13 protein-coding genes are annotated in these 12,719 nt (G+C 69.7%); 11 read left to right on the forward strand and 2 right to left on the reverse strand.

Going from position 1 to position 12,719, the window contains the following annotated elements; genetic code table 11:
* Positions 1-5: 5 nt before the first annotated feature.
* Positions 6-452, reverse strand: a complete 447-nt coding sequence (locus tag RH864_RS10790; RefSeq protein WP_310517556.1) for a succinate dehydrogenase hydrophobic membrane anchor subunit — start codon at positions 450-452, stop codon at positions 6-8.
* An 11-nt stretch (positions 453-463) separates the two neighbouring features.
* A complete protein-coding gene (sdhC, locus tag RH864_RS10795; protein WP_310517557.1) occupies positions 464-883 on the reverse strand; it encodes a succinate dehydrogenase, cytochrome b556 subunit in 420 nt (139 codons plus the stop codon).
* A gap of 203 nt (positions 884-1,086) precedes the next feature.
* Between sdhC and RH864_RS10800 the strand changes: the two genes are divergently transcribed.
* The 11 genes from RH864_RS10800 to RH864_RS10850 all read left to right on the forward strand — a co-directional run bounded on the left by RH864_RS10800 (position 1,087) and on the right by RH864_RS10850 (position 12,698).
* Positions 1,087-2,205, forward strand: coding sequence for a mannose-1-phosphate guanylyltransferase (locus tag RH864_RS10800; protein WP_310517558.1), 1,119 nt, complete (start codon positions 1,087-1,089; stop codon positions 2,203-2,205).
* Between the two features lie 18 nt (positions 2,206-2,223).
* The gene (locus tag RH864_RS10805; protein ID WP_310517559.1) at positions 2,224-3,300 is read left to right on the forward strand and encodes a BMP family lipoprotein; all 1,077 of its coding nucleotides are present in this window, start codon (positions 2,224-2,226) and stop codon (positions 3,298-3,300) included.
* Between the two features lie 144 nt (positions 3,301-3,444).
* The gene (locus tag RH864_RS10810) at positions 3,445-4,548 is read left to right on the forward strand and encodes a BMP family lipoprotein (protein ID WP_310517560.1); all 1,104 of its coding nucleotides are present in this window, start codon (positions 3,445-3,447) and stop codon (positions 4,546-4,548) included.
* 181 nt (positions 4,549-4,729) lie between these two features.
* On the forward strand, positions 4,730-6,250 hold the full coding sequence (locus RH864_RS10815; RefSeq protein WP_310517561.1) for an ABC transporter ATP-binding protein: 1,521 nt from the start codon (positions 4,730-4,732) through the stop codon (positions 6,248-6,250).
* Positions 6,247-7,551 carry an ABC transporter permease gene (locus RH864_RS10820; protein ID WP_310517562.1) on the forward strand — a complete coding sequence of 435 codons (1,305 nt, stop codon included), beginning with the start codon at positions 6,247-6,249 and terminating at the stop codon, positions 7,549-7,551. The genes RH864_RS10815 and RH864_RS10820 overlap by 4 nt, the downstream gene beginning before the upstream one ends.
* Entirely contained in the window at positions 7,548-8,846 is a 1,299-nt protein-coding gene (locus tag RH864_RS10825) for an ABC transporter permease (protein WP_310517563.1), read from the forward strand. Before RH864_RS10820 ends, RH864_RS10825 begins: the two co-directional genes overlap by 4 nt.
* Positions 8,847-8,923: 77 nt before the next feature.
* On the forward strand, positions 8,924-9,358 hold the full coding sequence (locus RH864_RS10830; protein ID WP_310517564.1) for a cytidine deaminase: 435 nt from the start codon (positions 8,924-8,926) through the stop codon (positions 9,356-9,358).
* Positions 9,355-10,656, forward strand: coding sequence for a thymidine phosphorylase (locus RH864_RS10835; RefSeq protein ID WP_310517565.1), 1,302 nt, complete (start codon positions 9,355-9,357; stop codon positions 10,654-10,656). The genes RH864_RS10830 and RH864_RS10835 overlap by 4 nt, the downstream gene beginning before the upstream one ends.
* 177 nt (positions 10,657-10,833) lie before the next feature.
* Positions 10,834-11,952: an adenosine deaminase gene (locus RH864_RS10840; protein ID WP_310517566.1), complete on the forward strand. Its 1,119-nt coding sequence runs from the start codon at positions 10,834-10,836 to the stop codon at positions 11,950-11,952.
* Between the two features lie 3 nt (positions 11,953-11,955).
* The gene (locus RH864_RS10845) at positions 11,956-12,417 is read left to right on the forward strand and encodes a PTS sugar transporter subunit IIA (protein WP_310517567.1); all 462 of its coding nucleotides are present in this window, start codon (positions 11,956-11,958) and stop codon (positions 12,415-12,417) included.
* Positions 12,414-12,698 (forward strand): PTS sugar transporter subunit IIB, encoded by a 285-nt coding sequence (locus RH864_RS10850; RefSeq protein ID WP_310517568.1) that lies wholly within the window; start codon positions 12,414-12,416, stop codon positions 12,696-12,698. The genes RH864_RS10845 and RH864_RS10850 overlap by 4 nt, the downstream gene beginning before the upstream one ends.
* Positions 12,699-12,719: the final 21 nt, after the last annotated feature.

The raw sequence follows: 12,719 nt of genomic DNA on the forward strand, positions 1-12,719 counted from the left end.
ATCTCCTAGCGAGCGGAACAGAACGAGGGCAGCAGGTCGGCGGGGGAGCCGGCCGGGCACGGGTCGAACGTGAAGACGACGAGCGTGCCGAGCACGATGAGCACCACGGCCGAGCCGAGCAGCGCACCCTTGAGGATCTTCTGGACCGTGCCGGGGTTGGTGTAGTCGTTCACGATCGTGCGCATGCCGTTCGCGCCGTGGATGAGCGCGAGCCAGAGCATCGCGACGTCCCACCACTGCCAGAACGGGTCGGCCCACTTGCCGGCGACGAAGCCGAAGTTGATCGCGCTCACGCCCTCGCCGACCAGCAGGTTGACGAAGAGGTGGGTGAAGATCAGGGCGATCAGCACCACCCCGGAGACGCGCATGTAGATCCAGCCCCACTTCTCCAGGTTCGGCCCGCGCTTGGCTGCGGGCCGGACCGGGGTGCGAGGCGCTTCGATGACAGACACTCGTCGCTCCCTTAGTGGCTGAAGACGTTGATGAGGTGACGCGGCGTGAAGCCGATCATCGCGATGACCCAGAGGGCGATCACGATCCAGAACAGCAGCTTCTGGTGCCGGGTCGCCCAGGCCCAGAAGTCCACGAGGATGATCCGCAGGCCGTTGAACGCGTGGAACACGATGGCGCCCACGAGCGCGACCTCGCCGAGGCCCATGATGGGCGTCTGGTAGGTGTGGATGACCGCGTTGTACGCCTCGGGGCTCACCCGCACCAGCGCGGTGTCGAGGATGTGCACGAGGAGGAAGAAGAAGATCGCGACCCCGGTGATCCGGTGCAGCACCCACGACCACATGCCCTCGCGGCCGCGGTAGAGCGTGCCGCCCGGTCGTTCGTTGACCGGCTGAGGTGTGGTCAGGGTTCCTGCCTGCGTCTCTGGCATGAACACCCCTCCATGGCTGTGTGAACCCGCGGCGAACGCACGGGCAGGCGGGCACGACGACCCGCATGCGAGTCTAGCCCGGCGGGTGGGCGCTCGCCCCTTAGGCCGCCCTAACTCTCTCGACGTCGAGATACTCGCCGCGGCGACGGGTACCACGCGCGCGGCGCGGTGCGCGGCGCGCCCCTCGCGGATACGCTGGCCTGATGCAGGATGCACCTCTCGAGCGGTTCTACAGCGTGATCCCCGCGGGGGGCGTGGGTTCGCGACTCTGGCCGCTCTCGCGTGCCGATGCGCCGAAGTTCCTGCACGACCTCACCGGCTCCGGGCAGACGCTGCTCAAGGACACGTGGGATCGCCTGGCGCCTCTTTCGGGCGAGCAGCGCGTCATGGTGGTCACCGGGCGCGCGCACCGCGCCGCGGTCGAGGCCCAACTGCCCGAACTGCGCGACCACAACATCGTGCTCGAGAGCGAGCCGCGCGACTCGACGGCGGCCATCGGGCTCGCAGCGGCGATCCTCGAACGTCGCGAGCCCGGCGTCATCATCGGATCGTTCGCGGCCGACCACGTCATCTCGGGCGACGCGCTCTTCCGCCAGGCGGTCACCGACGCCGTCGCGGCCGCCGCCGACGGGCTGATCGTGACGATCGGCATCACCCCGACCGAGCCCGCCGTGGGATTCGGGTACATCGAGTGCGGCCCCGAGCTCGACGTGCACGGTGCCGAGCACGTCGAGTCGGTGGCGAGCTTCGTCGAGAAGCCCGACCTCGACACCGCGAAGCGCTACCTCGCGAGCGGACGTCACCTCTGGAACGCCGGCATGTTCATCGCGCGAGCCGACCGGCTGCTCGAGGAGATCGCGCGCACCCGACCCGAGCTGCACGCGGGGCTCATCGAGCTCGCCGAGGCATGGGACGACCCCGCGACCCGTGGGCCCGCGGTCGACCGCGTCTGGCCGACGCTCGAGAAGATCGCGATCGACTACGCCGTCGCCGAACCGGCTGCGGCGGCCGGCCGCCTCGCGGTCGTCCGAGGGCACTTCCAGTGGGACGACGTCGGCGACTTCGCGTCCCTGGCCAAGCTGAACACGGCGGGCCGTTCGGGCGAGCTCGCGATCCTCGGCGAGAACGCGCGCGTGCTCGCCGACGCCTCGAGCGGCATCGTCGTGAGCCGCGCCAAGCGCGTCATCAGCCTGATCGGCGTGCACGACATCGTCGTCGTCGACACCCCCGATGCGCTGCTCGTGACCACGAGCGAGCATGCCCAGCGTGTGAAGGCCGTCGTCGACGCCCTTCGGCTGGGCGGGTCGAGCGACGTCCTCTAGAGAGTAAGGAGCCGGCGGATGTCTCGGACACGACACGCTTCTCGCACACGCAGCGCGGTCTTCGGGGCCGTGGCCGCTGCATCCGTCCTTCTGGCCGGGTGCGCGAGCGCACCCGAGTCCGGCGGCGAGGCCACCGGCAGCGAGGTCTGCGCCCGCATGGTGACGAACTCCGGCGGGCTCGAGGACCGCTCGTTCAACCAGTCCAGCTGGGAGGGGTTGCAGCTCGCCGAGGAGGAGCTCGGCGTCGAGTCCGAGGCGTTGGTGTCGACGGGGGAGACCGACCTCGCGCCCAACGTGCAGCAGGCCGTCGACTCGGGCTGCCGGCTCATCGTCACGGTCGGCTGGGAGCTCGCCGAGGCGACGAGCGAGCAGGCCGAGGCCAATCCCGACGTCGCGTTCGCGATCGTCGACGAGACGGTCGAGGGCGAGAACATCAAGCCGGTCGTCTTCGACACGGCGCAGGCCGCCTTCCTCGCGGGCTATCTCGCGGCGGGCGTGAGCACGACCGGGGTCGTCGCCACGTTCGGGGGCGGCAACCAGCCGCCGGTCACGCTGTTCATGGACGGGTTCGTCGATGGCGTCGCGGCGTACAACGCGGCGCACGGCAGCGCGGTCCGGGCACTCGGCTGGGACAAGGCGGCGCAGGACGGCTCGTTCACCGGCGACTTCGAGGACATCAACAAGGGCAAGGTCCTCGCCGAGGGGTTCATCGATCAGGGCGCCGATGTCATCCTGCCGGTTGCGGGCCAGGTCGGCGAAGGCGCCGCCGCGGCGGCGGTCGAGCGCGAGGGCGTGTCGGTGATCTGGGTCGACAGTGACGGCTACGAGACGCTTCCCGCCGAGTATCGGCCCGTGCTGCTCACGAGCGTGCTGAAGAACACCCAGCAGGCCATGGTCGAGATCGTGGGCGACGTGGTCGACGACGCCTTCACGAACGAGCCCTACATCGGCACGCTCGAGAACGGCGGCGTCGAGATCGCGCCGTACCACGATCGCGCGGAGCTCGTCGCGCCCGAGCTCGACGCCGAGATCGAGGCCCTTCGTCAGCAGATCATCGCGGGTGAGCTCGTCGTGGAGTCGCCGAGCGCGCCCTGACCTTCTGCTCATATGAGCAGAATGTCGCTTCTTGATAACCATTGGATGTCGCGCGCTTCCGGGGCCCCGGAGCCGCGCGTCACATTGGGTAACGTGAGTGCACCACCCCCGAAGACGGTCGGGGTGCAGTCTTTGGAGGACACAGTGAGGATCACGACGAAGAAGGCCGTGCTCGGCGGGTTCGCCCTGCTCGGCACCGCGGCGCTGCTGGCCGGGTGTGCATCTGCGCCCGAGGACTCGGGCGACGGCGGCAGCACCGAGGCGGCGTCCGACTTCCTGCCCTGCATGGTCTCCGACGCTGGCGGGTTCGACGACAAGTCCTTCAACCAGCTCGGCGCCGAGGGCCTCGACGCGGCCGCGGACGAGCTCGGCGTCGAGCCGATCAAGGTCGAATCGGCCGCTGAGACCGACTACAGCGCGAACCTGACGAGCCTCGTCGACCAGGGCTGCAACGCCATCGTCACGGTCGGCTTCCTGCTCGCACCCGCGGCGCTCGAGTCGGCCACCGCGAACCCCGACATCGACTACGTCTCGATCGACGACCCGGTGGACCAGGACTTCGACGGCACCACCGACGCGGACAACATCAAGCCGATCATCTTCGACACCGCCCAGGCCGCGTTCCTCGCGGGCTACCTCTCGGCCGGCGTCTCGCAGACCGGTTCCGTCGGCACCTTCGGCGGCATGAACATCCCGACCGTCACCATCTTCATGGACGGGTTCGCGCAGGGCGTCGCGCACTACAACGAAGAGAACGGCACGGACGTCAAGGTCATCGGCTGGGACAGCGCGGCCGAGGACGGCTCGTTCACCGGCGGGTTCGAGGCCAACGACGGTGCGCGTCAGGTCGCGCAGGGCATCATCGACCAGAACGTCGACGTGCTGCTGCCCGTCGGCGGGCCGATCTACCAGTCGGCCGCCGTCGCCATCCGCGACTCGGGCCGTGACATCGCACTGCTCGGCGTCGACGCCGACGTGTTCGAGACCGACCCGTCGGTCGCCGACCTGCTGCTCACCTCGATCACCAAGGGCATCGACGTGGGTGTCCACGAGGCGATCGTCGAGGCCGGCGAGGGCAACTTCGACACCACGCCGTTCGTCGGCACGCTCGAGAACGAGGGCGTCGGCCTCGCCGACTACCACGACTGGGCCGACCGCGTCCCGGCCGAGCTCGACGCGAAGATCCAGGAGCTGCGCGACATGATCATCGCCGGCGACATCGAGGTCAAGTCGTACCTCGCCGGCTAAGGCGGAGTGCACAGCTGACAGCTGACAGGGCGGGGAGGCCGGCGAGTGCCGGCCTCCCCGCCTGGCATTTCCGGAAGGCGCGGATGCGCGACATTCGCAACATCTGCGCACCGCGACCCGAGACCGCCGACATTTGCGCACGCTCTCCTGCATTCGCAGGCCCAACACTAGGATCGGTGACATGAAACTCGAGCTCCGAGGCATCACGAAATCGTTCGGGACGCTCGTGGCCAACGATCACATCGACCTCACTGTCGAGGCCGGCGAGATCCACTGTCTGCTCGGCGAGAACGGCGCGGGCAAGTCCACGCTCATGAACGTGCTCTACGGCCTGTATCAGGCCGACTCCGGCGAGATCCTGCTGGACGACGAGGTCCAGCACTTCGCCGGCCCCGGCGACGCGATGCGTGCCGGCATCGGCATGGTGCACCAGCACTTCATGCTGATCCCGGTCTTCACGGTCGCCGAGAACGTCATGCTCGGTCACGAGGAGACCAAGTTCGGCGGACGGCTCGATCTCCAGGCCGCGCGGGCGCGCGTGCGCGAGATCTCCGACCGGTTCGGGTTCGACGTCGACCCCGACGCCCTGGTCGACGACCTGCCGGTGGGTGTGCAGCAGCGCGTCGAGATCATCAAGGCGCTGTCCCGCGACGCGAAGGTGCTCGTGTTCGACGAGCCCACCGCGGTGCTCACGCCGCAGGAGACCGACGAGCTCATGGCCATCATGCGCCAGCTGAAGGCCAGCGGCACCTCGATCGTGTTCATCACGCACAAACTGCGCGAGGTCCGCGAGGTCGCCGACCGCATCACCGTGATCCGGCTCGGCAAGGTCGTGGGCGAGGCGTCGCCGACCGCCTCGAACGCCGAGCTCGCCTCGCTCATGGTCGGCCGCGCCGTCGAGCTCACGGTGCAGAAGGACGCGCCGAAGCTCGGTGAGCCGGCGCTCGTCGTCGACGGGCTCACCGTGATCGACCCGATCGGTCAGCTCGTCGTGAACGACGTCTCGTTCGAGGTGCGTCGCGGCGAGATCCTCGCGATCGCGGGTGTGCAGGGCAACGGGCAGACCGAGCTCACCGAGGCGCTCGTGGGTCTGCAGGAGCGGGTGACCGGCTCGGTCCGGCTCGACGGTCAGCAGCTCAACGGCGGGAGCGTCCGCAAGATCCTGAACGCCGGGGTCGGCTTCGTGCCCGAAGACCGGAAGGAGGACGGCCTCGTCGCCGAGTTCACGATCTCCGAGAACCTCATGCTCGACCGTGCCGACGGCGCGCCGTTCGTGAAGGGCGGCAACGTGCAGCGCGGCGCGCTGGCCGACTTCGCGCGCGAGAAGGTGGCCGAGTACGACGTGCGCACCCCGTCCATCGAGACCAAGGTGGGCCGCCTCTCGGGCGGCAACCAGCAGAAGGTCGTGCTCGCGCGCGAGCTCAGCCGCGACCTGCGCCTCCTGGTGGCGGCGCAACCGACGCGCGGCGTCGACGTCGGCTCGATCGAGTTCATCCACAAGCGCATCGTCGAGTCCCGCGACGCCGGTGTCCCAGTCCTGGTGGTGTCGACCGAGCTCGACGAGGTCACCGCGCTCGCCGACCGGATCATGGTCATGTACCGCGGCCGGGTCGTGGGCATCGTTCCGGGCGACACGTCCCGTGACACGCTCGGCCTCATGATGGCCGGCGAGTCGCCCGATCACGAAGGAGCCGCCGCGTGAGCAGCCCCAACGATCCCGACGTCGCGCTCGAGACCGGCTCGCAGGTTCCGCCCGAGTCGCCCGCGGCGAAGCCGCAACCCGAGCCCGAGCCCGAGGGCCGCTGGCATCGCGCATTCCGCGAGATCGCGACCGGCAATGCGATCATCTCGGTGCTCGCCGTGCTGCTGGCCCTCGTCGTCGGAGCGGTCATGATCGCGTTCACCGACGAGCGGGTGCAAGAGACCTCGGTGTACTTCTTCGCCCGTCCCGGCGACACGTTCGTGGCGATCTGGGACTCGGTCGCCGGAGCGTACTCGGCGTTCTTCCAAGGCGCGGTGTACAACTTCCGACGGCCTGACTTCGCGAGTGGCATCCGCCCGTTGACCGAGACGCTGACGTTCGCGACGCCGCTGATCGCGGCGGGCCTCGGCGTCGCGCTCGCCTTCCGCGTCGGCATGTTCAACATCGGTGGCCGCGGTCAGATGCTCATGGCGGCGGCGGGAGCCGGCTGGGTCGCGTTCTCGTTCGACCTTCCCCCCGTGCTGCACATGGTGGTCGCGCTGCTGGTGGGCATGCTCGCGGGTGCGCTCTGGGCCGGCATCGCGGGTCTGCTGAAGGCGCGCACGGGCGCGCACGAGGTGATCGTCACGATCATGCTCAACTATGTGGCGCTCTACCTCGTGACCTGGATGCTCCGCACGCCGGGCCTGCTGCAGGCGCCCGGGTCCAACAACCCGAAGACCCCGCCCATGAAGGACACCGCGGTCTTCTTCGACCTGCTCGGGCCGCAGTACAACCTGCACTTCGGGTTCGTGCTCTCGATCGCCGCGGTCGTGCTGGTGTGGTGGATCCTCGACCGGTCGGCGCTGGGCTTCCAGTTCCGCGCCGTGGGCGAGAACCCGAACGCCGCACGGGTCGCGGGCATCAACGTGAAGTCGATGTACGTCTACGCGATGCTCATCTCGGGTGCGCTCGTCGGGCTCGCGGGCGTCAGCCAGGTGCTCGGCACGGTCACGACCGGGTTCTCATCGGGCATCGACGCGGGCATCGGCTTCGACGCGATCACGGTCGCGCTGCTCGGCCGGTCGACGCCGTGGGGCGTGCTCGCGGCGGGCATCCTGTTCGGGGCGTTCAAGGCCGGCGGGTTCAGCATGCAGGCCGCCGAGGGTGTGCCGATCGACATCGTGCTCGTCGTGCAGTCGCTGATCGTGCTGTTCATCGCCGCGCCGCCGCTCGTGCGCGCGATCTTCCGGCTCCCGGCCCCCGGCGCCGGTCCCAAGCGACCTCGACCGATCGTGACGAAGGAGGTGGCGGCCAGATGACCATCGCACCTCAGCACCAGGCGGTCGCACCGCAGGAGCCGACGCTCGCGAAGACCGTCGTCGTGAGCTGGAAGGCGCCGATCGCGTTCGGCATCGTCACCGTGCTCGCGGCGCTGCTGTTCCTGCTCGCGCCGCACGGCGGCGAGGCGACGTTCCGCATCTCCGCGGCCGGCGACGCCCTGCAGCTGCCGGAGGTCGTGCTGAACGCGACCGTGACGGCCTGGGTGGTCCTGGCCCTGCTCGCGGCGATCACCGTCGCCTCGGCGTTCATGGTCCGCGCACGCCGCAAGGTGCCGATCTGGCTCATGGCGGTCTTCGCGGTCGTGTTCGTGATCGGGTTCCTCACGTGGGCCGCGGCGGGCGCGTCGACGAACGTGATCCCGCTCGCGGGCCTGCTCGCGGGTGCGCTCAGCCTCTCGGTCCCGCTGATCTTCGGCTCGCTCTCCGGGGTCATCTCCGAGCGCGTCGGCGTGATCAACATCGCGATCGAGGGTCAGCTGCTCGCCGGTGCCTTCACCTCCGCGATCGTCGCGTCCGCGACGGGCAACCCCTACCTCGGCCTGCTCGCCGCGGCCGTCGCGGGCGTGCTCGTGTCGTTCGTGCTCGCCGCGTTCTCGATCAAGTACTTCGTCGACCAGGTCATCGTGGGTGTCGTGCTGAACGTGCTCGTCGTGGGCTTCACGAGCTTCCTGTTCTCGCAGGTGCTCGCGCCCAATGCCGCCGCGCTGAACTCGCCACCCCGATTCGAGCGCATCAACATCCCGCTCCTGTCGGACATCCCGATCATCGGGCCCACGTTCTTCCGGCAGACGATCATCGTGTACCTCATGTACATCGCCGTGATCGCGGTCTATATCGGACTGTTCCACACCAAGTGGGGACTCCGGCTCCGCTCGGTGGGTGAACACCCGCAGGCCGCGGACACGGTGGGCATCAACGTGCCACGCACCCGCTTCTGGAACGTCTCGCTCGCGGGCGCGATCGCGGGCCTCGGCGGAGCGTTCTTCACGCTCGGCTCGGTCGGCGCGTTCAACAAGGAGATGACCGCCGGAGCGGGCTTCATCGCCCTCGCCGCGGTGATCTTCGGTCAGTGGGACCCGATCAAGGCCACGCTCGCCGCGCTGCTGTTCGGCTTCGCGTCGAACCTGCAGAACACCCTCGGCGTCATCGGCTCGCCCGTGCCCAGCGAGTTCCTGCTCATGCTCCCGTATGTGATCACGATCTTCGCCGTCGCGGGACTCGTCGGCAAGGTGCGTGGCCCGGCCGCGGCGGGCAAGCCCTATATCAAGTCCTGAACCTGGCAAGTCCTGAGCCCGGCGTGCGGGCGAGGCATCCGGAAACCGACCGACCGACGCGAGACCGAGGGAACATGATGACCGAATCGGCGACCATCGACTGGGCGCACCTGCGCGAGCTCGCGAGCGAGGCGATGGCGAAGGCGTACGTGCCGTACTCCCAGTACCCGGTCGGCGCGGCGGCGATCGCCGACGACGGGCGCGTCGTCACGGGCGCCAACGTCGAGAACGCGTCGTACGGGGTCACGCTGTGTGCCGAGTGCTCGCTCGTGTCCGCGCTGATCATGTCCGGGGGCGGCAAGCTGGTCGCGTTCGCGTGCGTCGACGGCCACGGCGAGACGCTCATGCCGTGCGGGCGGTGCCGGCAGCTGCTGTACGAGCACTCGGCCGAGGGCATGCTGCTCGACACGGTCTCGGGCATCAAGACCATCGACGAGGTGCTGCCCGACGCGTTCGGCCCGCGAACCCTCGCCGCGTATCGCGGTGCGAACATCGAAGGGGAGCCGGCATGACCGCCGTGGAGGCCTTCGACGCCGTCGACCTGATCCGCGCGAAGCGCGACGGGCGCGAGCTCAGCACCCCCGAGATCCAGTGGCTGGTCGACGCGTACACGCGCGGGTACGTCGCCGACGAGCAGATGTCGGCGATGACCATGGCGATCTTTCTGAACGGCATGGCCCGCCGTGAGATCCGCGACCTCACGATGGCGATGATCGCCTCGGGCGAGCGCATGGACTTCGGGGGGCTCGGCAAGCCGACCGCCGACAAGCACTCCACCGGCGGGGTCGGCGACAAGATCACGCTGCCGCTCATGCCGCTCGTCGCCGTGTTCGGCGTCGCCGTGCCGCAGCTGTCGGGCCGCGGCCTCGGGCACACGGGCGGGACGCTCGACAAGCTCGAGTCGATCCCCGGCTGGCGCGCCGACCTCTCGAACGACGAGATCATGACGCAGCTGCGCGACCTGGGCGGGGTCATCTGCGCCGCGGGTGCAGGGCTTGCACCGGCCGACAAGAAGCTCTACGCGCTGCGCGACATCACGGGCACCGTCGAGGCGATCCCGCTGATCGCGTCGTCGATCATGTCGAAGAAGATCGCCGAGGGCACGGGTGCGCTCGTGCTCGACGTGAAGTTCGGCTCGGGCGCGTTCCTCCAGGACATCGAGCGCTCGCGCGAGCTCGCGCGCACCATGGTCGAGCTCGGCGAAGACGCCGGGGTTGCGACGAGCGCGCTGATCACGAACATGAACGTGCCGCTCGGGCTCACGATCGGCAACGCGAACGAGGTGCGCGAGTCGGTCGAGGTGCTCGCGGGCGGCGGGCCGGCCGACGTGCGCGAGCTCACCCTCGCGCTCGCGCGCGAGATGCTCGCGCTCGCCGGGCAGCCCGGCGCCGACGTCGAGGCAGCGCTCGACGACGGCCGGGCGATGGACGTGTGGCGTGCCACGCTGCGGGCGCAGGGCGGCGATCCGGATGCCTCGCTGCCGACGCCGCGCGAGAGCCACGTCGTCACGGCCGATCGTGACGGGGTGCTCGTCGCGCAGGAGGCACTGCCGTTCGGCATCGCCGCCTGGCGGCTCGGCGCGGGCCGCGCGCGGAAAGAGGACCCGGTGCAGCACGCGGCCGGCATCGATCTGCACGCCAAGCCGGGCGACCGGGTCACGGCCGGGCAGCCGCTCTTCACCCTGCACGCCGACGAGCCGGCGCGCTTCGCGCGGGCGCTCGATTCGGTCGAGGGCGCGTGGCGCATCGGCGACGAGGGCGACACCGTCGAAGACGGCGGCCCCCTGATCGTCGAGCGCATCGGCAAGTGACCTCGCTGGTCGAGGAGCGAGCGAGGAACGAGCACGCCTATCGAGACCCGGTGACCCGGTCTCGAGGGCGGCTCGCCGGGTCTCGATACGCTCGCTGGCGCTCACTACTCGACCAACGGCGTGCCAGCTTCGAAATTGCCGAGACTCGTCGGCAGTGCCGCCACTATCGTTGAGATCGTGGAGACGAATCCGGTGTACCGACTCGAGGGTGACGGCGCTGACCTGTGGGCCCTTCCCAAGGTCTCGTTGCACGACCACCTCGACGGCGGCGTGCGACCCCAGACCCTGATCGAGCTCGGCGACGCCGCAGGGCTCGAGCTGCCGGCCTCCGACGTCGAGTCGCTCACCGAATGGTTCTCGGTGCAGTCGAACTCGGGGTCGCTCGTCGAGTACCTGAAGACGTTCGACCTGACCACGGCGATCATGCAGACCCGCGAGGGCCTCACGCGCGTCGCACGCGAGTTCGTGCACGACCTCGCGGCCGACGGCGTGATCTACGGCGAGGTCCGATGGGCGCCCGAACAGCACCTCACGCGCGGTCTCACGCTCGACGAGGCGGTCGAGGCGGTGCAGGCGGGCCTCGAGCAGGGTGCCGACGACGTGCGGCACCAGGGGCGGAGCATCCGGACCGGCCAGCTGGTCACCGCGATGCGGCACGCCGATCGCGGACTCGAGATCGCGGAGCTCGCGGTGCGCCATCGCGACCGCGGCGTCGTCGGGTTCGACATCGCGGGCGCCGAGGCCGGGTTCCCTGCGAGCCGCCACCGCACCGCGTTCGACTACCTCGCCACGCAGTTCTTCCCGGTCACGGTGCACGCCGGCGAGGCCGACGGCATCGAGTCGATCCGCGGTGCGCTCGTGGACGGCCGGGCGCTCAGGCTCGGCCACGGTGTGCGTCTCGCCGAAGACCTCGTGATCGAGCGGCAAGACGACGAGAACACCTACGTGTCGCTCGGTCCGGTCGCGCAGTGGGTGCGCGACCGTGAGATCGCGCTCGAGACGAGCCCCTCGTCGAACCTGCAGACGGGCGCCATCGCGGCGTGGGGCGATGAGCTCGTCGACCACCCCTTCGACCTGCTGTATCAGCTGGGCTTCCGGGTCACCGTGAACACCGACAACCGGCTGCAGTCCGGCACGACGCTCACGCGTGAGCTCGCGCTGCTCTCCGACGCGTTCGGGTACGACCTCGACGACCTCGAGGCGTTCCAGCTCAACGCGGCCGCCGCGGCGTTCCTGCCGCTCGACGACCGCGAAGAGCTCGCCGAGCAGATCGAAGACGGCTTCGACGCCGCCTGATCCATGACCCTGCCACCCGTACCCGACGCAGCCGTCGTGCTGCGCGCCGCGGCCGCGGACTGGCGCGCCGCGGTGCGACTCGCCGGCCGCGCCCTCACCCGATCGGGTTCGACGCGTTCCGAGTACGCCGACCGCATGATCGCGGTGATCGAGGAGTTCGGCGCCTATGTCGTGATCGCGCCCGGCCTGGCGCTCGCGCACGCTCGACCGGGCCCCGATGTCCGGCGGGAAGGGCTCGCCGTGGTGACGCTCAAGACGCCGGTGCCGTTCGGGCATCCGCACAACGATCCCGTGCGGGTCGTGCTCGGTGTCGCGGTCGCGACGCCCGCCGAGCACGTCGCGTTCGTGGCCGCGCTCGCGAACGTCTTCAACGATCCGCGTGCGGTCGCGCGCGTCGCGGCCGCGACGTCGCCCGACGAGGTGCGTGCGGTGCTCGACGCCCGTGCCGAGGAGGTGCCGACATGAAGATCGTCGCCGTCTGCGGGGTCGGCGTCGGCACCTCGGCGATCCTGAAGGCCAACGCCGAGCGGGCGCTCGAGCGGCTCGAGCTCGACGCCGAGGTCAGCGCGTGCGGCCTCGGCGATGTCGCCGCCGCGTCGGCCGATGCGCAGATCGTGCTCACCTCGACCGAGCTCTCGGCGCAGGTGCGCGCCGAGCTCGGCCGCACGTTCGCCGAGATCGTCGAGGTTGGCAACTACTTCGACGTCGACGAGATCGCGCAGCACCTGCAGCGCAGCCTCGGCTGAGCGCGACACGTCGCCGAGTGT

This window comes from Agromyces aerolatus, from assembly GCF_031432255.1.
Taxonomy (GTDB): domain Bacteria; phylum Actinomycetota; class Actinomycetes; order Actinomycetales; family Microbacteriaceae; genus Agromyces.

Bases quoted from the DNA above. Each gene is read 5' to 3' on its own strand.
- sdhC (WP_310517557.1), bottom strand. From the start codon at position 883: ATGCCAGAGACGCAGGCAGGAACCCTGACCACACCTCAGCCGGTCAAC.
- RH864_RS10800 (WP_310517558.1), top strand. From the start codon at position 1,087: ATGCAGGATGCACCTCTCGAGCGGTTCTACAGCGTGATCCCCGCGGGG.
- RH864_RS10805 (WP_310517559.1), top strand. From the start codon at position 2,224: ATGTCTCGGACACGACACGCTTCTCGCACACGCAGCGCGGTCTTCGGG.
- RH864_RS10815 (WP_310517561.1), top strand. From the start codon at position 4,730: ATGAAACTCGAGCTCCGAGGCATCACGAAATCGTTCGGGACGCTCGTG.
- RH864_RS10825 (WP_310517563.1), top strand. From the start codon at position 7,548: ATGACCATCGCACCTCAGCACCAGGCGGTCGCACCGCAGGAGCCGACG.
- RH864_RS10830 (WP_310517564.1), top strand. From the start codon at position 8,924: ATGACCGAATCGGCGACCATCGACTGGGCGCACCTGCGCGAGCTCGCG.
- RH864_RS10835 (WP_310517565.1), top strand. From the start codon at position 9,355: ATGACCGCCGTGGAGGCCTTCGACGCCGTCGACCTGATCCGCGCGAAG.
- RH864_RS10845 (WP_310517567.1), top strand. From the start codon at position 11,956: ATGACCCTGCCACCCGTACCCGACGCAGCCGTCGTGCTGCGCGCCGCG.
- RH864_RS10850 (WP_310517568.1), top strand. From the start codon at position 12,414: ATGAAGATCGTCGCCGTCTGCGGGGTCGGCGTCGGCACCTCGGCGATC.